Below are 20,412 nucleotides of genomic sequence, written 5' to 3' on the forward strand. Positions count from 1 at the left end.
CGAACCCGGAAGTTAAGCCCTTCAGCGCCGATGGTACTGCATGGGAGACTGTGTGGGAGAGTAGGACACCGCCGGACTTTTTTTTTAGGAAGGCCCCGCCGTTTCGGCGGGGCCTTCCGCATTTCCAGGGGTAGTCGGTCAAGGGCTCATGAGTGCTTTCGCGTAGTTGGCCAGTGAGCGGTTGTAACGCGGCAGGTGACGGGAGAGGGCGCCGAGCGCCAGAGCGGCGGCTTCGCGGTCCCGTCCGAGGTCGGTGAGCGCCAGAGCGAGAAAGGCCGTCACGGCGTCGTCCAACTCGTCGGAGCCGGCATCGCGTTCGGCAGTGAGAAGCCTGACGCTCTCGTCGGCCTGACCGAGATTGCGAAGCGTGCTGGCGAACTGGATCGTGGCCCGGCGCCGGTGCGATGCGGGGAGGCCTGCGGCGAAGGCGCGCCGGTAGTGAACGGCGGCTTCGGCCTCGTGGCCGATGGAGTCATGAGCGGAGGCCAGTTCGTACTCTGCGATGGCGTTTCCAGCGGGCAGTTGGTCGGTCATGTCCTTGACCTTGGCGAGGAAAGCCTGCGGGTCGTGCTCGTCGAAGGCGGCCCAGAGGTCGGCGATCCGCTGTTTCCACTGGTCGTCTGGAGTGGGCATCGCAGCAGCCTTCCACACCGTCCCGTGGGTGACGACCCATGATCCGTCCTCGACCTCGCGATTCTGGGAGCAGCGATGGCTTCAACCCGGGGGCGCAACGCGTGTGCAACGTGTGGTGGGAGAGAATCGGATCCGTTCGGCAGTGCCGGGCACATGGTCGCGCCGGTGCCTACCCACACATTTGCACCGGCGCGGCCACCGTCCTTCCTCACGCAGGCTCCGGCGATGAACGGAAGTTCGTCCCTGGGCTGATGGAGTTGATGGCGCAGCCGCCCAGGCCCGCGCCCAGCGAGCCGCACAGGTAGACGGTGCTGTTGCTCAGCGCGCGCGGCGCCGGCCCGGCCATCGCTTCAGCGAACGCCACGGTGGCGATGGGCCGTCCTTGGTTGGCTTTGCGCGCTCGGCGTCTCCTGGGCGGGTGGACGCGACCGCAGGTCTTGCACAGCCGGGCGTTTGTCAGTGGGGCGCGGGCCGTTGAGTCGATGATGTTGGCGCCGGGGCATAGTCACGCAGTAGCGGGCGGAGCACAGTCGGAGGACCCCGGTCTCCCACCCCTGGAGTTTCGATGAGATCCGCCGCGCCGCGCGGGTCGTCCCTCCGGACGGCCCTGCTCCTGCCGATCGCCACTGCCGCAGCGCTGGTCGCCGCGTCCGGCGCCGCGCTGGCCGACGACCCGCCGCCCGCGGGATCCGTGCCGCCCGACCAGGACCCGTTCTACTCCGCGCCCGCCGACATCGGAAACTATGGGCCGGGCCAGGTCGTGGCGAACCGCAAGATCACTCCCAAGTCCGGGAACCTTGGCGACACGGCCGACGCCTGGCAGATCTCCTACCGCACCAACGACTCGCACGACAAGGCGGAGCTGGCGGTGACGACGCTGCTGGTGCCGAAGAAGGCGTGGACGGGCGGCGGCGCCCGGCCGGTCGTGTCGGTGCAGGCCGCGGAGGACTCCACCGGGACGCAGTGCGCACCGTCCTACGGCATCTCGTCGGGGGCCGGCATAGCCGGTGCGGGCACGCTGTTCGCCTCCCCGGTCCTGGACAAGGGCTGGGCGGTCGCCATGCCCGACTTCGAAGGCCCCAAGTCGGTGTTCATGGCGGGCCCGCAGGCGGGGCACGCCGTCCTCGACGGGATCCGCGCCGTGAAGAACCTCGGCGCCGGCGGGATCGGAGCGTCCAACACCTGGGCGCTGGACGGCTACTCCGGCGGCGCGCAGGCCACCGGGTGGGCCGCCGAGCTCCAGCCGGCCTACGCCCCGGACGTCCGGCTCGCCGGCGCCGCGATGGGCGGCACGCCCGCGGACCCGGCCGCGGTGGCGCGGTCGCTGGACGGCGGCCTGTTCTCCGGCTTCGAGGCCGCCGCCACCGTCAGCCTCGACACCGAGTTCCCCGAGGCCGGCATCCAGAAGCTCCTCAACGACAAGGGGAAGCAGGCCCTGAGCGACTCGCGGAACAAGTGCCTCACCGACCTGCTGACGGGCTTCCCGTTCAAGAAGCTCGCCGACTACAGCACCGTCCCCGACCCGCTCGCCGTGCCGTCGGTCGCCGCGATGCTGAAGAAGAACACCATGGGATCCGCGGCACCCGCCGCGCCGGTGTTCGACTACCACGCCAACACCGACGAGATCGTGCCGGTGGGGCAGGCGGACGCGGTGGTCAAGGCGTGGTGCTCGAAGGGCGCAAAGGTCCAGACCGTCCGCGACGCGGTGGGCGAGCATGCGCTGGAGGCGCTGGTCCGGCAGAACGACGCCCTGACGTTCCTCGCCGACCGGTTCACCGGCAAGCCGGCGTCGAGCACCTGCTGACCGGGTGCCGTCAGGGCGCCGTGTGCGCCCAGGTGAAGAGGGTGAAGGTCCGCCGCTCGCCCCGGACGACGGTGACCGGGGCGTCGGTCGGCCGGTAGCCGGCGGCCCGGGCCACCGCGATGCTCGGGTCGTTGTCCGGCTCGATCTCCAGCAGCGTTTGGGGCAGACCGGCCCGCGCGTGCGCGTACTCGGTCATCAGCTGGAGCGCGCGCGAGGCGAGCCGCTGCCCACGGTGCTTCGCGCCGACGACGTAGCTGATGGTGCCGAGGGAGAGGTCGAGGCGTATCTCGCCCTTCGCCTCGAAACCGTCGGTGGTGATCGCCAGCTGCACGCGCTCGCCCTTGCCGATCGCCCCGCGCGCCTGATCGAGGTACCGGCGCGCGGCCGGCCGGTCGAAGGGCGAGGCGAGCGGGGTGCGGTTCGCGACCGCCGGGTCGTCCAGCAGCGCGACCAGGACGTCCAGGTCGTCGTCCGCCCATTCGCGGAGCACCAGGCCGTTCCCGTGCAGGCCGGACGGCGAGGGCGTCTCGTCCACTGGGCACCTCCCATCCCGTTGGCGTCCCCGTCCGCGGCGGGCGGCGCCCGGGTCAGGCGCCGGGCGGTCGCCGGAACGCGGCGGCGTTGCGGGCGCACCAGTCGGCGAACGTCCGAGGGGCGCGTCCTGTCAGCCGTTTCACCGTATCCGTGCGGAACCCGGCGGTGTCGGCCCGCATCAGCCTGAAGCCCTCGACGAGCGCCTCGGCTAGCGCCGGGGGAGCGCCGCCGGGGAAGCGGGCGCGGACGGCCTCCTCTGGCGTGCGCACCTCGCGGACCTGCAACTCCCGCCCGATGGCGCGGGCCAGGACGGCGACCTGTTCCGCGACGGTGAACAGCTCGTCGCCGGTGAGGGCGTACGCCTCGCCGTCGTGGCCGTCCTCGGTCAGGACGGCGGCGGCCACGGCGGCGATGTCGGCGGTGTCGATCGGAGCGAACCGGCCGGGACCGGTGGGGTCCAGGACGTATCCGCCGTCGCGGATGGTCGACAGCCACTCCAGCGCGTTCAGCATGAAGCCGCCGGGGCGCAGGATCGTCGCGGGAATGCCGGACGTGCGGACGACCTCCTCGCGCTCGCGGTGCCAGCGGCCCATGGCGGGCATCGGATCGCCGAGCACGTTCGTCGACGACAGGAGCACGATGTGACGGACCCCGGCGGCGCGGGCGGCCGCGACGGCGTTCGCCGCCTGGGACGTCCCGATGCCGGGCGTGAGGAGGAACAGCCGCTCGACGCCGGCGAAGGCGGGCGGCAGGGTCGCGGGCTCGTCCAGGTCGGCGACGGCGCGCTCGGCGCGGTCCGGCAGCCCGGCGGCGCGGGCCGGATCGCGGACGAGGCCCCGCACGTCGGCGCCCTTGGCGTCCAGGTCGCGGACGAGGTCGCGGCCGATGTTCCCGGTGGCTCCGGTGACCAGTAGCATGGCGACTCCAGAAGTCGTTTGCCGTCTAATGAACACGCGGAACGCTAGCCGGTTAATGATTAGCCGTCAATCGATCGTCGTGGGAGGCCCGATGCCCGAGTTCCTGGACCTGCACGGCCGCACCTCCAAGGCGCTGCGCGCGGCCGCCGACGAGGGCATGCGCCGGCATGGCCTGCACCTGGGGCAGAACCACCTGCTGGCCGCCCTCTGGGAACGCGACGGCCGCACCCCCGGTGAGATCGCCGCGGAGGTGAACGTCACCACGCCCACCGTCGTCAAGATGGCCACCCGGATGGCCGCCGCCGGGCTGCTGACCCGCCGCCGCGACGAGCGCGACAACCGGCTCGTCCGGCTCTGGCTGACCGATCAGGGCCGCGCGCTGCGCGAGCCGGTCGAGGCGGAACGCCGCGCGCTGGAGGAGGCGGTCCTCGCCGACCTCACCGCCGCCGAGCGCGAGCACCTGATGACCGCGCTGGCGAAGATCCACCAGGCCGCGGCCGCCGTGCTCGGCGGCTCCGTCACGACGAGCTGAGCGCCTGCACCCGGATGAGCAGCGCGCTCACGTTGTCGTGGCCGCCGGCGTCCAGAGCGCATTGGACGAGCGCCCTCGCTTCGTCCAGAAGGCCGCCGGCGGACGTGCGGAGCGCTCCGCGGAGCGAGCCGGCGTCGGGGAGGTAGCGCGTAAGCCCGTCGGTGCACAGCAGCAGGCGGCCGGGCACGGCGGGGCGGTATCCGCGAACCTGGGCCGCCGGGTCCCCGGCGTCCGCACCGAGCCACGCGGCCAGCGCGCCGTGGGCGCCGCTGTCGTCCTCGGTGAGCGCCATGCCCGGGCCCGCGTCGGGCAGCCAGTAGGCGCGGCTGTCGCCGACCCAGCAGGCCCAGACGCCGTCCGGTCCGGCGATGCCGGCGACATAGGTGCAGGCGGGCGCGTCGCGGGCCGACCCGGCCAGCGCGGCGACGGCATGGGCCGCGCGTGCCGCGGCGGCCGTGAGCGCGGTCTCCGGCAGGACGCCGGCCCGCAGCCGGGCGGCGGTCGCCACCGCTCCCACCTCGGCCGCGACCTCCGCCGCGCGCTCCGTCCGCGGCGCGGCGGAGACGCCGTCGCAGACGACGCCGACCGTCCACGCGCCCGCGCCGGTCAGCGCGACCGCGTCGGCGTTGACGCCGCGCCGGAGGCCGCGGTCGCTGACCGCCGCCGCGCCGCCGGACGCGGTCTCGACGCGGGCGCGGAATGCGGGCTGCGCCTTTCCGCAATCCCAGCAGTGGCCGTCGGGCGCGACCGTTCCGCCGCAGTGAACGCAATCGGACGAACCCCGCACCCATCACCCCGTTCTGTCAGAGGTCGCTGTTAGCTTCCGGAACATGACCCTACTCGCGAGATATGAGGATGGCGATTATCGAGCCGAATTCGATAGGCTCGTGATCCGCGGATTCTGGCCCGCCGGTGTCGGCGGGACGGGCGAACTGCGCCATCTGAACGTGCCGCTCCTGGCGGACCACTCCTTCGGTGGGCGCGGCAAAGGCGACGTCGCGGCCGGTGGTGCCGGATGGGTCGTCGGCACCGCGGCGCCGCACGCACATGTCGTTCTCGAAGCCCATGACGGTCCGCCGCCGCATGAGTCGGCGGGGTGGTCCGACGCGATGGAGACGCCCTTTCTGACATCCCGCGCCGAGATCGGGTTGACGCATGCGATCGGCGACGATTTCGCGGGCGGCCTGAAACTCGCACGGCCGGGCCTCCAGCGAGTGCGCGTGTTCCGCCGGCGCATATCCGACGGACACCGATGGCTCCTGCAGTTCTGGCCGGCGGCCGGGATTCCGGAGGCGCCGCGGTTCGCGGCCCGCGCGCGTCCGGCGGTCGGCGCGGGCCCGGGGGACAAGCGCTACGGGCCCCTGGCGATGGACGTCCTCTCCGCCGCGCGGTGGTCGCCAGGCCGGCACTCCCGCGCCGGCCTGGCGAGGCGCCTCCTGGCGACCCCCGAGCAGATCCGGGAGGCCCTGCGGTACCTGACCCGGCGCGGGCTGCTCCGCGTCGGCGGCGCGGTGGACGGCGACCCGACCTCGACGATCGCGCTGGTCCCGCTCCGCCCGCGGCCCCAGGACGCCGCCGTCCCGGCCGTCCGGTGGCCGACGGCCGGGTGAGGACGGTCGCCGGCGATATTTCGGATCACTGATCTGAAATAGGGTACGGTCGGCGGCATGGGACGGCGGAAGACGCGGACCGACGCGCTGCGCGGCGAGCTGCTGGCGGTCGCGGCCCGGCTGCTGGCCGCCGGTGGCGCCGGCGCGGTGACGACCCGTGCGGTCGCGTCCGGCGCGGGCGCGTCGCTGGCCGCGGTGAACGAGCTGTTCGGCGGGAAGGCCGGGCTCGCCCGCGCGCTGTTCGCCGACGGCTTCGCCCGGCTGGCCGCCGGCCTGCGCGCCCTGGAGCCCACCGGCGACCCCGAAGCCGACGTGCTGGAGCTGGCGCTCGCCGTGCGGTCGTTCGCCCGGCGCGAGCCGCACCTGCACGAGGTGATGTTCTCCCGGCCGTTCGCCGAGTTCCGCCCGGAGCCGGCCGACGCCCGCGCGGCCGAGGAGATCTACGCGATCGTCGTCGGCCGGGTCGCCGCCGCCCTCGGCCCGGACCGCGCCGAGGGCACCGCCAAGGATTCCGCCATCGGCCTGTTCGCCACGGTCCAGGGGCTGCTCTCGCTGGAAGCGTCCGGCCTGCTGGGCGGCACCCCCGAGACGACGGAGCGGCGCTTCCGGCTGACGGTCACCGCGGCGCTGCGCGGCCTTGCCGACACGGCCCGTTCCCCTCAGGAGGCGACATGACCACCGCACCCGCGGGCTTCGTGCCCTACGACCGTCCGAGCCCGTTGCTCACCGCGATCGGCGGCTTCGCCCGGCACGCCGTCGACCCCCTGCGCGCCGGGTTCGCCGTCGACGGCCCCAAGACGAACGCGCGCGGGCTGCTGCACGGCGGCGTGATCGCCGCCGTCGGCGACGTGGCGATCGGGCACGCCCTCGCCGTGCGCACGGACCCGCCGACGCCGCTCATCACCGTCAACCTCTCCTGCGACCTGGTGGGCACCGCCCGCGAGGGCGACTGGGTCGACATCGCCGTCACCCCGACCCGGGTCGGCCGCCGGCTCGCGGCGGGAACGGCGGCGTTCACGGCGAACGACCGCGTCATCGCCACCGTGAGCGCCCTGTTCATGCCGTCCTCCGCCCCCGCCCGCTGACGGCGCGGACGGGTCAGGCGGCGTAGTTGCGGACGAGGCGGAGTGCCTCCGCGGCGTCCGGCCCCTCGGCGCGCAGGCCGGTCTGCTCGGGTGTGAGGCGGCGGGCGCCCACCCGGCAGAACTCCGCCGCCGAGCCGGTGATCCGGGTGGACGCGGCGGGGTCCCCGAACGTCCACTGCGTTCCGTCGGGCGCGGTGAGGTCGCAGAAGACCGGCGCGTCCGGGCGGCCGGCGACGGAGAAGGCGTAGGGGAGCGTCCGGTGGGCGAGCCATGCGATATGCCGCAGCCGCGCCGTGTCCGGGTAGACGATGCCCAGCGGGACGGTGATGTCCTGCGCGTGCGCCCAGTGCTCGGCGAGCCGCGTGGTGGCCAGCGTCCGCGGGGACAGCGGCGTCCGCACCCAGCTGAGGCGGGTGCCCGGCGGGTGGGCGCGCAGCGCGTCCGGCGTGGCGAACGCGGCCTTGCGCCAGCGCGCGAGCAGTTCGCCGGGCGGCGCTCCGCGTTCGGCCGCGACCCGTTCCGCCATGGCGCCGTCGACGGTGGTCGCGGTGGACGGCAGGAACGCGGCGGCCTCGGTGATGGACGGTCCGGTGACCACCTCTTCGCTCTGCGTGAGATGCAGGACCACGTCGGCGACCGTCCAGCCCGCCGCGTCCGACGGTGCGGACCACTGGTCCGGGGTCAGCGCCGCCAGGACGGCGTCCAGTTGCCGGTACTCCGCCGCCAGGTCCTCGAAGACGTCCGCCATTCCGCCACCATACCGAATCGTGTTCGGTTCGGTATGGCCGCGAGTGGCCGCGGGGCTCAGCGGGCGAGGAGGTCGACGACTCCCGTGGTCCCCTCGTCGGCGTGCCCGTCGTCGAGACGGCGCCGCATGAGGTCCATGAAAGGGGTGAGCAGTTCGGGACTGACCCGCTGCTCCTCGGCCGTGCGCAGGAGCGTCGCGTTGCCGCGGACCATCATGGCGAGGTTGGACGTCACGCCCCGGGTGTAGTCGCCGCTCTCCAGGTGCTCGGCGACTCCGCGCGCGTATCCGGCCATGGCGGTGAGCCAGCCCGTGAGCATCGGGGCGAAGTCCTTCAGCGGGACGTCCTCGTCGCGGACGAGCGCGAAGGCATGGGCGATCCCCGCCATCATCGCCGTCATGGCGCTCAGCAGCGCCACGTCGTGGAGGGCGGCGAAGCCGGGGTCCGCGCCGACGAAGGTGGCGCCGGCCGGCACGGCGAGCGTGGCGCGGTGCTCCTCGAACAGCGGACGCGACCCGCTGTAGAGGACGTAGCCGCCAGAGCCCGCCACGCCGATCATCGGCGGCACGGCCATGATCCCGCCGTCCAGGAACCGGGCGCCCCGCTCCTCGGCCCACGCGGCGCGTGCGCGGGCCTGGCCGGGGGTGCCGGTGGTGAGGTCGACCAGGTCCTTGCCCGCCAGGTCGGCGTCCGCGAGGACTGCGAGGACGGAGGCGTCGTCGAGCAGGCAGGTGACCACGAGGTCGCTCGCCGCCACCGCGTCGGCCACCGACGCGGCGACCGCGGCGCCCTCGGCGGCGAGTGGTTCGGCGCGGCCGGGCGTGCGGTTCCAGAGGGTCACGGGGTGCCCGGCGGCGAGCCACGCCCTGGCGAGCGCGGTGCCCATGTCGCCGAGGCCGAGCAGGGTGATCGGGCGCTTTCCGGAAGTGTCATGGTTCATGCGGATTAGGCTGGTCGGCGAACCCGAAGATGATCAAGTACGCACTTCGAAGTGCGTGCGCACCTCCGGGTAAGCGACCAGGTGGGGGAGTGGCCATGGCGACCGGGCGCCGGCCGGGTGCGTACGTCTGCGGGATCGACGCGGCGATGGACGTGATCGGCGGCAAATGGAAGGTGCTGATCCTGTGGGCGCTCAACGAGCGGCCCTGCCGCTTCGGCGAACTGCGCAGGAACCTGCCCGGCATCACCGAGAAGGTGCTCGCCTCGCACCTCCGGGAGCTGGAGGCGGACGGGATCGTGCACCGCGAGGAGTACGACGAGGTCCCGCCGCGCGTCGAGTACTCGCTGACCGCCCTGGGCGTCTCGCTCAACGCGGCTCTGGCGCCGCTGGGCGCATGGGGGCGCGAGCACGTCCTCGGCGGCGCGGAGCCCGCCAGGAGCACCGTTCTCCAGGTGCCGGGCGGGGCTTAGGATCCGATCATGCTGACCGCCGCGATCGCGTTCGCCAGCGCCGCGTTGATCATCAATGTGGTGCCGGGGCTGGACACCCTGCTCGTCCTGCGCACGTCCGTCGCCCAGGGGCGTTCCGGCGGGCTCGCGGCGGCCTCGGGGATCCTCGCCGGCTGCTGCGTGTGGGGCCTCGCCACCGCCGCCGGGCTGACCGCGCTGCTGACGGCGTCCCACGTCGCCTACGACGTGCTGCGCGTCTGCGGGGCCGCCTACCTCGTGTGGCTGGGTGCGACGGCGCTGTGGAAGGCCCGCCGCAAGGAGGCCGTCCAGGAAGCGGTCCCGGAGCCCGTCGCGGCGGCGACGAGGTTCGGGGCGTTCCGGGCCGGGGTCGGGACCAACCTGCTGAACCCCAAGGCCGGCGTCTTCTACATGAGCCTGGTCCCGCAGTTCATGCCGCACGGGGCGCCGGTGTTCGGCACGACGGTGCTGTTCACGGCCATCGACCTCGCGGAGCTGGCCGTCTGGTACTGGGTCGTGTCGGGCGCCGCGGCGAAGCTGGCGGAGCGGCTCCGGCGGCCGGAGGTGCGGCGGCGGCTGGAGCAGGTGGCCGGGGTCGCATTCCTCGGATTCGCGGCGAACCTTCTGGCCGATCGAGCCTGACGGGTCCGGATCGGCCGTAGGCTTCACGGGTGACCGAGAAGCTTTGGGAGATCGAGCCGTCGGGGCCGCTGCGCGGCGACGTCACCGTGCGGGGGGCGAAGAACGCGGTCAGCAAGCACATGGTCGCGGCGATGCTCGGCGCGGAGGCGAGCACGATCCGCAACGCGCCCGACGTCGGCGAGGTCGGGATCACCACGGGGATGCTCGAGCACATCGGGATGACGGTGGAGCGGTCCGGCGGCGAGATCGCCGTGGTGCCGGGGCCGGTGGCCGACCCGAGCGTCGGCAAGGCGTTCACCGGGCTGAACCGGATCCCGATCCTGATGCTCGGCCCGCTGCTGCACCTGGCCGGGGAGGCGTTCGTCCCGCTGGTCGGCGGCGACCCGATCGGGCGGCGGCCCGTCGACTTCCACGTGGACGCGCTCCGCGCGTTCGGCGCCGAGGTCACGCTCGCCGCGGACGGCATCCACGCGCGCGCCTCCAAGCTCGTCGGCACGCGGATCGACCTGCCCTACCCGAGCGTCGGCGCCACCGAGACGGTGCTGCTGGCGGCGGTCCGGGCGCAGGGCAAGACGGTCATCCGGAACGCGGCGACGGAACCGGAGATCATCGAGCTTGCGCTGTTCCTGCAGCGGATGGGCGCGCGGATCTCGTTCGCGCCCGACCGCCGGATCGTGGTCGAGGGCGTCGAGCGGCTGAGCGGGGCGGTGACGCGGCTGGCCGGCGACCGGATCGAGGCGTTCTCCTACCTCGTGGCGGGTCTGGTCACCCGCGGCGAGGTCCGGGTGCACGGTTGCCCGCAGGACCGCCTCGTCACCGCGATCACCACGCTGGCCCGGATGGGCGCCCGGTTCGAGATCACCGACGACTGGATCATGGCGTCGGCGCCGGACGGGCTGCGCCCAGCCGCGGTGCAGACCGACACCCACCCCGGGTTCGCCACCGACTGGCAGACCCCGCTGATGGTGCTGTTCACGCAGGCGGACGGCATGTCGGTGCTGCACGAGACCGTCTACGAGAACCGGCTCGCGTACGTTCCCGCGTTGCAGGGCATGGGCGCCGAGATCGAGGTCTACGACACCTGCCTGGGCGGGCCCGCGTGCCGCTACCACGACACGGCCGCGCTGCACTCGGCCGTCGTGCGCGGGGTCACCAAGCTGCGCGGCGGCGACGTGACCATGCCCGACATCCGGGCCGGGTTCTCGGCCGTGCTGGCCGCGGCGGTCGCCGAAGGGCCGTCCACGCTGCGGGGCGTCCACCACATCGAGCGCGGCTACCACCGCCCCGTCGAGCAGTTCCGCGCGCTGGGCCTCGCCCTGCGCGCGGGTTAACCGCTCGCGTCAGCCGAGGACGGCGCCCGCCGGGCCGCCGGGGCCGTGCTCGGCCAGGTGAAGGCGAGCGAGCCGCCCACCGGCACCTCATGCCAGAGCGCTGCGGCGCGGTCCAGGTGCGGCAGGATCCGGCGGACCCTGGCTTCGTCCTCGTGCGACAGGGGGCGGCCGGCCGCCCACTCCGGCGTGCGCGCGCCCGCGCGGCGCCTCCAGGCGACGTCCGCGACGCCCGCGATCCGCTCGGACGTGGCCATGTCCTCGTGGCCGCTCCGGCGGAGCGCGGCCTCCTTCCTCCTCAGCTTGCGCTGGGCCCGGGCGCGCTCGCGCGGCGCACCGGCGGTCTCGCCCGCCGGGACGAACCCTCCGCCGCCCGCCGCGGCGCGTCCGAACACGCCCGACGCCAGCCCCAGCTCCGCCTCGGCCAGGTAGTGGACGAGGTCGTGCGGGATGTGCTCGTCATAGCCCGGTGCCGGGTCCATGCGGCGGGTCGCGCCGCCGGGACCGGCGATGACCACGGCGTACCGGCGCTCTCCGGTCCTTTCGAAGATCACGTCCACGCGGTCAGGGTAGGACGGGGCCGCCGTAGATCGCATTCCCTTTTCGCGCCGAGCCTGGACGCGATGATGGCCGAAAGTTGCAAGACGCCCGAGCGGGCGGCGGCCACGCTGGAGGCATGGATCTGAACAAGGCCTCCGACTTCATGGCGACGCACGCCCGGCTCCTCGACCGGCGCCGCTTCGAACTTCTCACCGGCGAGGGCGACCGTGAGGCGGTGCTGTCCGCGCTGAACGCCTACCGCAATCCCGACGGCGGCTACGGCCACGGACTGGAGCCCGACCTGAGGTCGCGGACGAGCCAGCCGGGCCCGGCCCTGCACGCCTTCGAGGTGTTCGCCGAACCGGCGACCGCCACCGCCCCGGAAGCGGTGGCGCTGTGCGACTGGCTGCAGGCGGTGGCGCTGCCGGACGGCGGCATCCCGTTCGGGCTGCGCGTCCCCGATCCGGCCGGGTGCGCCCCCTTCTGGGCGGGCGCCGACCCGGACGTCTCGTCGTTGCAGATCACCGCCGTGGTCGCCGCCATGGCGCAGCGCACCGCCGTCCATGACCCGGCGGTCGCCGCCCATCCGTGGCTCGCCCGCGCGACCCGCTTCTGCCTGGACACCGCCCGCGCGAAGACCGACCTGCACGCGCTGGAACTGGCGTTCGCGCTGTGGCTGCTGGACGCCGTCCACGGCACCGAGCCCGAGGCCGCCGAACTCATTGCGCTGCTGGGCGAGCGCATCCCGCCGGACGGCCTCGTGCACGTCGCGGGCGGGCTCGAGGACGAGATGATGCGGCCCCTGGACTTCGCGCCCTACCCCGACACGCCCGTCCGGGCCCTGTTCGCCCCGGACGTCGTCGCGGCGGAGCTCGACCGGCTGGAGGCGCAGCAGGAGGACGACGGCGGCTGGAAGGTCGACTTCGCCAACTACTCGCCCGCCGCCGAGCTGGAGTGGCGCGGCTATCAGACGGTGAAGGCCGTCTCGATCCTGCGCGCCGACGGCCGGGGCTGACCGGCCGAGGCCGCTCCCGGCGCGTGAGGACCCGCCGTTCGTGGGAAGGGGTGTAGGGCTGCACCCGCGCACGGACGGAGAGGGGAGCCGCATGCCGCCCAGGCCGACGGGGAACGTGCTGATCGTGGGGGCCGGCCCGACGGGGCTGCTGCTCGCGGGCGACCTGGCCTCCGCCGGCGTCGGCTGCACCGTGCTGGAGCGGCGCGAGGAGGAGACCGACAACCTCACCCGCGCGTTCGCCGTGCACGCGCGGACGCTGGAACTGCTGGACGCCCGCGGCGTCGCCGACGAACTGGTCGCCACGGGCGAGCGGGCCGGCGGGCTGCGGTTGCTGGGCGCGACCGCGCTGGACCTGTCCCGGCTCCCGGGCCGCTTCCCGTACGTGCTGGTCACGCCGCAGTACGAGACGGAACGGGTGCTGCGGCGGCGCGCACTGGAGGCCGGCGCGGAGATCGTCCACGGCGCCGAGGTGACCGGCCTGCGGCAGGACGCCGAGGGCGTGGACGTCGACGTCCGCATGGCCGACGGCTCGACCGCGACGCGGCGCGGGTCCTATGTGGTCGGCGCCGACGGTGTCCGAAGCACCGTCCGCAAGGCGCTCGGGCTGCCGTTCCCGGGCCGGGCCGTGGTGCGCTCGGTGATGCTGGCGGACGTGCGGCTCGACGACGCGCCCGCCGAGGTCCTCACCGCCGGCGCGACGGGGGACGCGTTCGCGTTCCTCGCCCCGTTCGGCGACGGCTGGTACCGGGTGATCGCCTGGAACCGCCGGCACCAGCCCCCCGACTCCGAACCGGTCGACTTCGGCGAGCTCCGCGACGTCGCGCGCCGCGCGCTCGGCTCCGACCACGGGATGCGCGACCCGCGCTGGACGTCCCGCTTCCACAGCGACGAGCGGCAGGTGCCGCGCTACCGGGCGGGACGGGTGTTCCTCGCCGGCGACGCCGCCCACGTGCACTCCCCGGCGGGCGGCCAGGGCATGAACACCGGGATGCAGGACGCGGCCAACCTCGGCTGGAAGCTCGCCGCCGAACTGCGCGGCTGGGCTCCGTCCTGGCTGCTGGACAGCTACCACGAGGAGCGGTACCCGGTCGGCAGGCAGGTGCTGCGCGGCAGCGGCGCGCTGCTGAGCTTCGCGATGGTCGAGCCGCCGTGGCTGCGGCGGGCCCGCAGCGCCGCGGCCTGGGCGGCCACGCACGTCCGGCCGGTCGCGCGGCGGCTGGCGGGCGCCGTGTCCGGCATCGACATCGCTTATCCGGCGCCGCGCGGCGCGCACCGCCTCACCGGCATGCGCGCCCCGGACGTCCCCGTCGCGGGCACCCCCGGGCGCCTGTACCGGCTGCTCGGCGACGGCCTGTTCGTGCTGGTGGTGGGCGCGAACGACCCGGCGGTCACCTACCTGGCGACCAAGCGGTGGGCCGGGCGGGTGCACTGCGCGCTCGCCGGCGGCGCGACCCGCACGACGGCGCTGGTCCGCCCGGACGGCTACATCGCGTGGGCGTGTGACGAGACCGCGCCGGACCGGAGGGCGGCGGCGATCCGGGAGGCGCTCGCGCACTGGTGCGGGCGGCCCGCCGACCGTCCGGCGCACGACCGGGAACGGCCCGCCCACCCCCTCTAGACGATCCCGGAACCGGAGAGGAGCGGAGGAACCGGCCATGGTAGACGGCACGGGCGGCCGCAACGTCGCCCGCAAACTGATCGGCTCGCACCTGGTGAGCGGCGAGATGGAGCCCGGCACCGAGATCGGGATCCGGATCGACCAGACCCTCACCCAGGACGCCACCGGCACGATGGTGATGCTGGAGCTGGAGGCGCTCGACCTGGACCGCGTCCGCACGGACGTGTCGGTGCAGTACGTCGACCACAACCTGCTGCAGGCCGACGAGCGGAACATGGCCGACCACATCTTCCTGCGGTCGGCGTGCCGCCGCTACGGCCTGTGGTACTCCAAGCCCGGCAACGGCGTCTCCCACCCCACGCACATGCAGCGGTTCGGTGTGCCCGGCGCCACGATGGTCGGCTCCGACTCCCACACCTGCGCGGCCGGGTCGCTCGGCATGCTCGCGATGGGCGTCGGCGGGCTGGAGGCCGCGATGGCGATGGCCGGCGAGCCGATCCACGTCACGATGCCGGAGATCTGGGGGATCCGGCTCAGCGGGGAACTGCCGCCGTGGGTCAGCGCCAAGGACGTCATCCTGGAGATGCTGCGGCGGCACGGCGTCCGCGGCGGCGTCAACCGGATCATCGAGTACCACGGGCCCGGCCTGGCGTCGCTGACCGCGATGGACCGGCACGTCATCGCGAACATGGGCGCCGAGCTCGGCGCGACCACGACGGTGTTCCCGGCCGACGAGCGCGTCCTGGAGTTCCTGCGCGGCGAGGACCGCCAGGACGACTTCACCGAGATCGTCGCCGACCCGGACGCCTCCTACGACGTCACCGACGAGATCGACCTGTCGGCTCTCGAACCGCTGATCGCCCGGCCGTCCTCGCCGGGCGACGTGGTGCCGGTCCGGGAGGTGGCGGGGGAGGAGGTGCACCAGGTCGTGGTCGGGTCGTCGGCGAACCCGGGGCTGCGCGACTTCGCGTCCGTCGCCGCGATCGTCAAGGGCCGGCAGGTGCATCCGCACGTGTCGCTGGACGTGAATCCGACGTCCCGGCAGATCCTGGTCGACCTGACGAAGATGGGCGCCGCCACCGACCTCCTCCAGGTCGGCGCGCGGATCCACCAGGCCGGCTGCCTGGGCTGCATCGGCATGGGGCAGGCGCCCGCGATCGGCCGCAACAGCCTGCGGACGTTCCCGCGCAACTTCCCCGGCCGCTCCGGTACGGCCGACGACCGCGTCTGGCTGTGCTCGCCGGAGACCGCCGCGGCCGCCGCGCTCACCGGGAAGATCACCGACCCGCGCGACCTGGACATGGACCCGCCGGCCGTCCGGCTGCCGGAGCGCTCCAGTGTCAACCGGGACATGCTGGAGGCGCCGCTCCCCGAGGACGAGGCGCGCCGCGTCGAGTTGGAGAAGGCGCCGAGCATCGGCGTCCTGCCCGAACTGGACCCGCTGCCGGACGACCTGGACGTCCCCGTCGTGATCAAGGTGGGGGACGACGTGTCCACCGACGAGATCCTCATGGCAGGCGCCCAGGCACTCCCGTACCGCAGCGACATCGCCAAGCTGGCCGACTTCGCCTTCGTCCGTATCGACGAGGGCTACCCGGAGCGCGCGCGGGAGGCCGGCCCGCACGCCGTCGTCGGCGGCCGCAACTACGGGCAGGGCTCGTCCCGCGAGCACGCCGCGATCGCGCCGCGCCACCTCGGGCTCCGGCTCGTCCTCGCCCGCGGGTACGCCCGGATCCACTGGCAGAACCTGGTGAACTTCGGGATCCTGCCGCTGGAGTTCGCCGACGACGCCGACTACGACCGCGTCGAGCAGGGAGACCGGCTTCGGATCGAGGGCGTCCACGACGCCCTGGAGAAGGGCACCGAGGTCGAGGTCCGCAACCTCACCAAGGACGAGACGTACCGCGCCCGGCACCGCCTGTCGCCCCGCCAGCGCGACCTCGTCGCCGCCGGCGGCCAGATCCCCGCCCTGCGCGCCCGCACCGGCCGTTGAGTTGCGGCGAGTCGTCGTTATGAGGCGCCTCATAACGACGACTCGCCGCAAATGAACGTCGTTCGGGCGGTGGGTCAGAAGCGGCGGTTCTCCCGGCCGTAGCCGAGTTCCTCGGCGACGTCGGCGACGTTCTCGTACTCGCGGTCGGGCAGCGTCTCCAGCGCGCCGATCGCGTCGTCGTCCGCGCCCGCGCCGGAGGCGTGCGCCACCAGGTCGTTGGGGCGTGCCGGATAGCGGACGCCGGTGAGCATCCGGGCGAGGGCGCTGCGGCCCTCCACGTCGCTCGCGCTCATCCCGGGCGGCGATCCCTCGCGCGGGTCGCCGGTCGCCGCGGTCGGATCCCAGGGCGCGTCATCGGAGTACGGCTCGGTCTCCTTGAACTCCTCGGCGTGGGTGGAGTGCCCGCCGCTGACCATGCCCTGCGTCTCGTGGCCGATCTCGTCGTCCACCCTGGGACCGTGCTTGTCGCTCTTGTCTGGCATGTTCGTCCTCCCTGCGCCTTGACAGGGAGAAGCGTTCCCGGGCGGGCTCGTCTAAACAGCAGGCCGATCATCGGGGCCGCGGCGCGGTACGGTGTGGCGCATGCTGCCGGAGGAGGGCGTGAACGCCGTTCGGGTCGTGGTCGGGCTGCTCGTCCGGGGCGAGTACGAGGAACTGGAGACGCTGACCGAGGCGCGCCGGTTCACCGCGGCGCAGATCGCGGCGGCCGTCGAACGGCACGGGCGGGACCTGATCAGCCCGCCGGAAGCGGCGTTCCGCGAGGTCGAGGCGGCGCCCGCGGTCCAGGAGCCGTCGGACGAGCGGGCCTTCCGCGTCGACTTCCCGCTCTGGACGGCCCAGGACGGCCGCTCGGACCTGACCCTCGGCCTCACGGTCGCCGAGGTGATGGAGGGCGTCTGGACGGTCGAGCTGCACGGCGTCCGCCGCGCGGCCGGCGGAACCGCCCCCTGAGCCGGGCCGGGCGCCGGATTCTCGTTCGGGCCCATATGATCGGGTGACCCGGCTCCGGGCGGGGCGGTCCGCGGGCGGCCCCGTGCCGGGCCGGCGCCCGTTCCAGCCAGGGAGGACGCGCAGTGGCAGCGCACATGACGCCGGAGGAGTTCCGCCGGTACGGCAAGCAGGTCATCGACTGGATCGCCGACTACCAGGAGACGATCGAGTCCTATCCCGTGCTGTCGCGGGCCCGCCCGGGCGACGTGCTGGCGGGCCTGCCCGCCCACCCGCCGGAGAAGGGCGAGGGGTTCGACGCCGTCCTCGCCGACATGGACCGCGTCGTCATGCCCGGCGTCACCCACTGGCAGCACCCGAGCTTCTTCGCCTACTTCCCCAGCGGCGCCAGCGGCCCGTCCGTCCTCGGCGACCTGCTCTCGGCAGGGCTCGGCGTCCAGGGCATGCTGTGGGCCACGAGCCCCGCCTGCACCGAACTGGAGACGCGGGTGCTCGACTGGTTCGCCGAGCTCCTCGGCCTTCCCGAGCGGTTCCGCAGCGACGGACCGGGCGGCGGCGTGATCCAGGACTCGGCGTCCGGCGCGGCGCTCGCCGCGATCCTCGCCGCCCTGCACCGCGCGGACGGCGGCGCCCTCCGACGCGACGGAATCACCCGCTGGCACACCCTCTACGTCAGCTCCCAGACGCACTCGTCGCTGGAGAAGGCCGCGCGGATCGCCGGGATCGGGGCCGCGAACGTCCGCGTCGTGGACGTCGACCCGGCGACCCTGGCCATGGATCCCGCGCACCTCGACGCGCTGCTCATCGAGGACGCCGCCGCGGGCGCCGTGCCCGTCATGGTGTGCGCGACCATCGGGACCACGTCGACCACGGCGGTCGACCCGGTGCCCGCGATCGGCGAGGTCTGCCGCCGGCACGGCGTCTGGCTGCACGTGGACGCCGCGTACGCGGGCGTCGCGGCCGTCTGCCCCGAACTGCGCGGCATCAACGACGGCGTCGCCGAGCACGCCGACTCCTACGTCACCAACCCGCACAAATGGCTGCTCACCAATTTCGACTGCACCGCGATGTGGGTGGCCGACCGGGAACCGCTCGTGGGCGCGCTGTCGATCCTGCCGGAGTACCTGCGCAACCAGGCGTCCGCGTCCGGAGATGTGATCGACTACCGCGACTGGCAGATCCCGCTGGGACGCCGGTTCCGCGCGCTGAAGCTCTGGTCGGTCATCCGCTGGTACGGGGCCGAGGGGCTGCGCGAGCACGTCCGGACGGGCGTGCGGCTGGCGGCGGGCCTCGCGGCCTGGATCGCCGCCGACCCGGCGTTCGCGCTGCTGGAGGAGCCGCGGCTCAGCCTGGTGTGCTTCCGCCCGCGCTGGGACGGCCTGGACGCCGACGAGGCCGACGCGGCGACGATGCGGCTGATGGAGCGGCTCAACGCGTCCGGCGACCTCTACCTCACCCACACCAAGGCCGGCGGCAGGGTGCTGCTGCGCGTGGCGATCGGCGCCGCCGGCACCACCGACGCCCACGTCGACGCGGCGTGGCGGCGGATCCGCGAGGAGGCCGCCGCCCTCGCCTGAGCCTGAGCCTGAGCCTGAGCCGGGCTCGGGCTCAGCTCTGCGACAGGCGCATGACCCGCAGGATGCGCCGCACCAGAGAGGCCGGCTCCGCCTCGGACCGGTTCGTGTCAGGTGCGGGCTCGCCCGTTCCGGACGGCGCGGCGGCCCGGCGCGGAGGCTCGCCCGCCAGCTCGTAGTGGACCGGCAGCGCGCGCAGTCCGCGGATCAGCGGGGACGAGCGCCAGGCCAGCTGGTCCGGCGGCAGCGCCAGCCGCAGCCCGGCGAACCGCTCGAACAGCCGCTCCACCGCGATCGTCGTGACGGTGGTCGCCAGGTCGCGGCCGAGGCAGGCGTGCGGGCCCGCGCTCCACGCCAGGTGCGCCCGGGAGCTGTAGATCGCGTCGGGCGCGCTGTTCCCGGTGAACGCCGGGTCCAGGTGCGCGGCGGCGGGCGACACCATGACCGGGTCGCCGGCCGCGATCTGGAACCGGCCGACGCGCACGTCGGACCGGGGCCAGCGGAACGCCAGGTTCGCCATCGGCGGGTTGGCGGTCGACGCCCGGTTGATCGCCTCGTGGATCAGGCCGGCGGACATGCTGTCGCGGGCGCCGGTCCCGCCGATCAGCACCTCGGTGACGGTGTTGCAGATCAGCGTTCCGGTGACGTCGCCGACCAGCCCGGTCATCATCGCCATCTCGCCGGTCAGCTCCTCGGCGGTCAGGTCGGGGACCGCCGCCAGCATGGCGGACGGCAGGTCCCGCCCAGGCGCGGTGGTGCGGGCCGCGCAGACCTCCGCCATCCTGGCCAGCAGCCGGGTGGACGCCTCCTGGGCGTCCGGCCCCGCGTCCAGCACCCGCCACAGGTCGACGATCAGGCCGTCGTCGCCGCCTCCGTCCCCGTCGCCGGTGCCCAGCAGCCGCCCGACGACCATGAGCGGCAGGGGCCGCGCGTACTGCGCCGCCAGGTCGGCGTGGCCGGTGCGGCCGCCGTTCTCGGCCAGCACGTCGATCAGCTCGTCGGCGTACCGCCGGACCGCCTCCTCCAGCGCCTTGGCCTCCGGGCGGGTGCGGTCCTGGAACGGGCGCAGCCCCTCGCTCCAGGCGCTGCGCAGCCGGGTGGAGTCGGCGCCGTCGCGGAAGCCGCAGTTGTCGGACTCGACCACCGGCAGCATCGGCCAGTCCGCCGGGACCGTCCCCTCCCGGTAGGCGCGCCAGCTCTCCACCCGCCGGCTCCAGATGCCGCGGGCGTCGCGCAGGATGTCGAGCGTCTGCGGGTAGCCGATGACCAGCCACACCGGCACCCCGAGCACGTCCACCGGCGCGACGGGCCCGTACTCGGCGCGCAGCTTCTCGTAGAAGACGGCGGGACGCGCCTCGTAGTCGCGGTCGAGGAGCGGCCGGGCGGCCAGCGACTCCAGCGGCGGATGGGCGGGCGCGGGCTCGGCCTGCGGGATCTGGGGCTCCACGATCACAAACCATAGAGAGTTCGTCCCAGCCCGGCCGGT

General features: G+C 74.0%; 24 protein-coding genes and 1 rRNA gene. 14 read left to right on the forward strand and 11 right to left on the reverse strand.

Going from position 1 to position 20,412, the window contains the following annotated elements:
• Positions 1-77: ribosomal RNA gene (gene rrf / locus ABD296_RS40895) — 5S ribosomal RNA — on the forward strand; the annotation flags it as partial.
• Between the two features lie 61 nt (positions 78-138).
• On the opposite strand, the gene ABD296_RS40900 is transcribed toward rrf, so the two are convergent.
• Together ABD296_RS40900 and ABD296_RS40905 are read right to left on the reverse strand one after the other, a co-directional pair.
• Positions 139-633, reverse strand: a complete 495-nt coding sequence (locus ABD296_RS40900) for a tetratricopeptide repeat protein (RefSeq protein WP_344280795.1) — start codon at positions 631-633, stop codon at positions 139-141.
• Positions 634-841: 208 nt separating this feature from the next.
• A complete protein-coding gene (locus ABD296_RS40905; protein ID WP_344280798.1) occupies positions 842-997 on the reverse strand; it encodes a hypothetical protein in 156 nt (51 codons plus the stop codon).
• Positions 998-1,198: 201 nt separating this feature from the next.
• Here ABD296_RS40905 and ABD296_RS40910 point away from each other — a divergent pair, with 201 nt between their 5' ends.
• Entirely contained in the window at positions 1,199-2,437 is a 1,239-nt protein-coding gene (locus ABD296_RS40910) for a lipase family protein (protein ID WP_344280801.1), read from the forward strand.
• Between the two features lie 10 nt (positions 2,438-2,447).
• Here the strand turns inward: ABD296_RS40910 and ABD296_RS40915 are convergent, their stop codons facing one another.
• Positions 2,448-2,972, reverse strand: a complete 525-nt coding sequence (locus ABD296_RS40915; protein ID WP_344280804.1) for a GNAT family N-acetyltransferase — start codon at positions 2,970-2,972, stop codon at positions 2,448-2,450.
• Positions 2,973-3,024: 52 nt separating this feature from the next.
• Positions 3,025-3,888, reverse strand: a complete 864-nt coding sequence (locus ABD296_RS40920) for an NAD(P)H-binding protein (protein WP_344280806.1) — start codon at positions 3,886-3,888, stop codon at positions 3,025-3,027.
• Between the two features lie 91 nt (positions 3,889-3,979).
• Between ABD296_RS40920 and ABD296_RS40925 the strand changes: the two genes are divergently transcribed.
• Complete coding sequence (locus ABD296_RS40925) at positions 3,980-4,420, forward strand: MarR family winged helix-turn-helix transcriptional regulator (protein ID WP_344280808.1); 441 nt, start codon at positions 3,980-3,982, stop codon at positions 4,418-4,420.
• Here the strand turns inward: ABD296_RS40925 and ABD296_RS40930 are convergent.
• Complete coding sequence (locus tag ABD296_RS40930) at positions 4,407-5,207, reverse strand: PP2C family protein-serine/threonine phosphatase (protein ID WP_344280810.1); 801 nt, start codon at positions 5,205-5,207, stop codon at positions 4,407-4,409. The two genes, ABD296_RS40925 and ABD296_RS40930, sit on opposite strands and share 14 nt — an antisense overlap.
• A 49-nt stretch (positions 5,208-5,256) precedes the next feature.
• A complete protein-coding gene (locus tag ABD296_RS40935) occupies positions 5,257-5,487 on the reverse strand; it encodes a hypothetical protein (RefSeq protein WP_344280812.1) in 231 nt (76 codons plus the stop codon).
• Between the two features lie 42 nt (positions 5,488-5,529).
• Here ABD296_RS40935 and ABD296_RS40940 point away from each other — a divergent pair, with 42 nt between their 5' ends.
• Genes ABD296_RS40940 through ABD296_RS40950 form a run of 3 tightly spaced genes read left to right on the forward strand, consistent with a single transcriptional unit; the run spans position 5,530 to position 7,115 of the window.
• Positions 5,530-6,030 carry a hypothetical protein gene (locus ABD296_RS40940; protein ID WP_344280814.1) on the forward strand — a complete coding sequence of 167 codons (501 nt, stop codon included), beginning with the start codon at positions 5,530-5,532 and terminating at the stop codon, positions 6,028-6,030.
• Positions 6,031-6,087: 57 nt separating this feature from the next.
• A complete protein-coding gene (locus ABD296_RS40945; protein ID WP_344280817.1) occupies positions 6,088-6,705 on the forward strand; it encodes a TetR-like C-terminal domain-containing protein in 618 nt (205 codons plus the stop codon).
• Entirely contained in the window at positions 6,702-7,115 is a 414-nt protein-coding gene (locus ABD296_RS40950; RefSeq protein WP_344280820.1) for a PaaI family thioesterase, read from the forward strand. Before ABD296_RS40945 ends, ABD296_RS40950 begins: the two co-directional genes overlap by 4 nt.
• Positions 7,116-7,128: 13 nt before the next feature.
• On the opposite strand, the gene ABD296_RS40955 is transcribed toward ABD296_RS40950, so the two are convergent.
• On the reverse strand, positions 7,129-7,863 hold the full coding sequence (locus tag ABD296_RS40955) for a maleylpyruvate isomerase family mycothiol-dependent enzyme (RefSeq protein WP_344280823.1): 735 nt from the start codon (positions 7,861-7,863) through the stop codon (positions 7,129-7,131).
• 56 nt (positions 7,864-7,919) lie between these two features.
• Positions 7,920-8,801 carry an NAD(P)-dependent oxidoreductase gene (locus ABD296_RS40960; RefSeq protein ID WP_344280826.1) on the reverse strand — a complete coding sequence of 294 codons (882 nt, stop codon included), beginning with the start codon at positions 8,799-8,801 and terminating at the stop codon, positions 7,920-7,922.
• A gap of 95 nt (positions 8,802-8,896) precedes the next feature.
• Between ABD296_RS40960 and ABD296_RS40965 the strand changes: the two genes are divergently transcribed.
• Genes ABD296_RS40965 through murA form a run of 3 tightly spaced genes read left to right on the forward strand, consistent with a single transcriptional unit; the run spans position 8,897 to position 11,241 of the window.
• Positions 8,897-9,271: a winged helix-turn-helix transcriptional regulator gene (locus tag ABD296_RS40965; RefSeq protein ID WP_344280829.1), complete on the forward strand. Its 375-nt coding sequence runs from the start codon at positions 8,897-8,899 to the stop codon at positions 9,269-9,271.
• A gap of 9 nt (positions 9,272-9,280) precedes the next feature.
• Positions 9,281-9,910 (forward strand): LysE family translocator, encoded by a 630-nt coding sequence (locus ABD296_RS40970; protein ID WP_344280832.1) that lies wholly within the window; start codon positions 9,281-9,283, stop codon positions 9,908-9,910.
• A gap of 29 nt (positions 9,911-9,939) precedes the next feature.
• A complete protein-coding gene (gene murA, locus ABD296_RS40975) occupies positions 9,940-11,241 on the forward strand; it encodes a UDP-N-acetylglucosamine 1-carboxyvinyltransferase (RefSeq protein WP_344280835.1) in 1,302 nt (433 codons plus the stop codon).
• Here the strand turns inward: murA and ABD296_RS40980 are convergent.
• Positions 11,238-11,798 (reverse strand): hypothetical protein, encoded by a 561-nt coding sequence (locus tag ABD296_RS40980; protein ID WP_344280838.1) that lies wholly within the window; start codon positions 11,796-11,798, stop codon positions 11,238-11,240. The two genes, murA and ABD296_RS40980, sit on opposite strands and share 4 nt — an antisense overlap.
• Before the next feature lie 116 nt (positions 11,799-11,914).
• On the opposite strand from ABD296_RS40980, the gene ABD296_RS40985 reads away from it, so the two are divergent.
• The 3 genes from ABD296_RS40985 to ABD296_RS40995 all read left to right on the forward strand — a co-directional run bounded on the left by ABD296_RS40985 (position 11,915) and on the right by ABD296_RS40995 (position 16,404).
• Positions 11,915-12,793, forward strand: a complete 879-nt coding sequence (locus tag ABD296_RS40985; protein ID WP_344280841.1) for a hypothetical protein — start codon at positions 11,915-11,917, stop codon at positions 12,791-12,793.
• Between the two features lie 91 nt (positions 12,794-12,884).
• Positions 12,885-14,411, forward strand: a complete 1,527-nt coding sequence (locus tag ABD296_RS40990) for an FAD-dependent monooxygenase (RefSeq protein ID WP_344280844.1) — start codon at positions 12,885-12,887, stop codon at positions 14,409-14,411.
• Between the two features lie 37 nt (positions 14,412-14,448).
• Positions 14,449-16,404, forward strand: a complete 1,956-nt coding sequence (locus ABD296_RS40995; protein ID WP_344280847.1) for an aconitate hydratase — start codon at positions 14,449-14,451, stop codon at positions 16,402-16,404.
• 74 nt (positions 16,405-16,478) lie between these two features.
• Here the strand turns inward: ABD296_RS40995 and ABD296_RS41000 are convergent, their stop codons facing one another.
• Entirely contained in the window at positions 16,479-16,886 is a 408-nt protein-coding gene (locus ABD296_RS41000) for a DUF2795 domain-containing protein (RefSeq protein WP_344280850.1), read from the reverse strand.
• Between the two features lie 100 nt (positions 16,887-16,986).
• On the opposite strand from ABD296_RS41000, the gene ABD296_RS41005 reads away from it, so the two are divergent.
• A complete protein-coding gene (locus tag ABD296_RS41005; RefSeq protein WP_344280853.1) occupies positions 16,987-17,355 on the forward strand; it encodes a DUF7668 domain-containing protein in 369 nt (122 codons plus the stop codon).
• Positions 17,356-17,477: 122 nt separating this feature from the next.
• The gene (locus ABD296_RS41010) at positions 17,478-18,929 is read left to right on the forward strand and encodes a pyridoxal-dependent decarboxylase (RefSeq protein ID WP_344280856.1); all 1,452 of its coding nucleotides are present in this window, start codon (positions 17,478-17,480) and stop codon (positions 18,927-18,929) included.
• A 31-nt stretch (positions 18,930-18,960) separates the two neighbouring features.
• On the opposite strand, the gene ABD296_RS41015 is transcribed toward ABD296_RS41010, so the two are convergent.
• Positions 18,961-20,373: a cytochrome P450 family protein gene (locus ABD296_RS41015; protein ID WP_344280858.1), complete on the reverse strand. Its 1,413-nt coding sequence runs from the start codon at positions 20,371-20,373 to the stop codon at positions 18,961-18,963.
• Positions 20,374-20,412: the final 39 nt, after the last annotated feature.

Source organism: Actinomadura napierensis, from assembly GCF_039529375.1.
In the GTDB taxonomy this organism is placed as follows: domain Bacteria; phylum Actinomycetota; class Actinomycetes; order Streptosporangiales; family Streptosporangiaceae; genus Spirillospora; species Spirillospora napierensis.

Excerpts from the sequence above, each read along its gene's own strand:
- ABD296_RS40995 (WP_344280847.1), top strand. The coding sequence starts at position 14,449 with ATGGTAGACGGCACGGGCGGCCGCAACGTCGCCCGCAAACTGATCGGC.
- ABD296_RS40970 (WP_344280832.1), top strand. The coding sequence starts at position 9,281 with ATGCTGACCGCCGCGATCGCGTTCGCCAGCGCCGCGTTGATCATCAAT.
- ABD296_RS40925 (WP_344280808.1), top strand. The coding sequence starts at position 3,980 with ATGCCCGAGTTCCTGGACCTGCACGGCCGCACCTCCAAGGCGCTGCGC.
- ABD296_RS40945 (WP_344280817.1), top strand. The coding sequence starts at position 6,088 with ATGGGACGGCGGAAGACGCGGACCGACGCGCTGCGCGGCGAGCTGCTG.
- ABD296_RS40940 (WP_344280814.1), top strand. The coding sequence starts at position 5,530 with ATGGAGACGCCCTTTCTGACATCCCGCGCCGAGATCGGGTTGACGCAT.
- ABD296_RS40910 (WP_344280801.1), top strand. The coding sequence starts at position 1,199 with ATGAGATCCGCCGCGCCGCGCGGGTCGTCCCTCCGGACGGCCCTGCTC.
- ABD296_RS40990 (WP_344280844.1), top strand. The coding sequence starts at position 12,885 with ATGCCGCCCAGGCCGACGGGGAACGTGCTGATCGTGGGGGCCGGCCCG.
- ABD296_RS40900 (WP_344280795.1), bottom strand. The coding sequence starts at position 633 with ATGCCCACTCCAGACGACCAGTGGAAACAGCGGATCGCCGACCTCTGG.
- ABD296_RS40960 (WP_344280826.1), bottom strand. The coding sequence starts at position 8,801 with ATGAACCATGACACTTCCGGAAAGCGCCCGATCACCCTGCTCGGCCTC.
- ABD296_RS40935 (WP_344280812.1), bottom strand. The coding sequence starts at position 5,487 with ATGGGCTTCGAGAACGACATGTGCGTGCGGCGCCGCGGTGCCGACGAC.
- ABD296_RS40985 (WP_344280841.1), top strand. The coding sequence starts at position 11,915 with ATGGATCTGAACAAGGCCTCCGACTTCATGGCGACGCACGCCCGGCTC.
- ABD296_RS41005 (WP_344280853.1), top strand. The coding sequence starts at position 16,987 with ATGCTGCCGGAGGAGGGCGTGAACGCCGTTCGGGTCGTGGTCGGGCTG.
- ABD296_RS40950 (WP_344280820.1), top strand. The coding sequence starts at position 6,702 with ATGACCACCGCACCCGCGGGCTTCGTGCCCTACGACCGTCCGAGCCCG.
- ABD296_RS41000 (WP_344280850.1), bottom strand. The coding sequence starts at position 16,886 with ATGCCAGACAAGAGCGACAAGCACGGTCCCAGGGTGGACGACGAGATC.
- ABD296_RS40955 (WP_344280823.1), bottom strand. The coding sequence starts at position 7,863 with ATGGCGGACGTCTTCGAGGACCTGGCGGCGGAGTACCGGCAACTGGAC.
- ABD296_RS40920 (WP_344280806.1), bottom strand. The coding sequence starts at position 3,888 with ATGCTACTGGTCACCGGAGCCACCGGGAACATCGGCCGCGACCTCGTC.
- ABD296_RS40965 (WP_344280829.1), top strand. The coding sequence starts at position 8,897 with ATGGCGACCGGGCGCCGGCCGGGTGCGTACGTCTGCGGGATCGACGCG.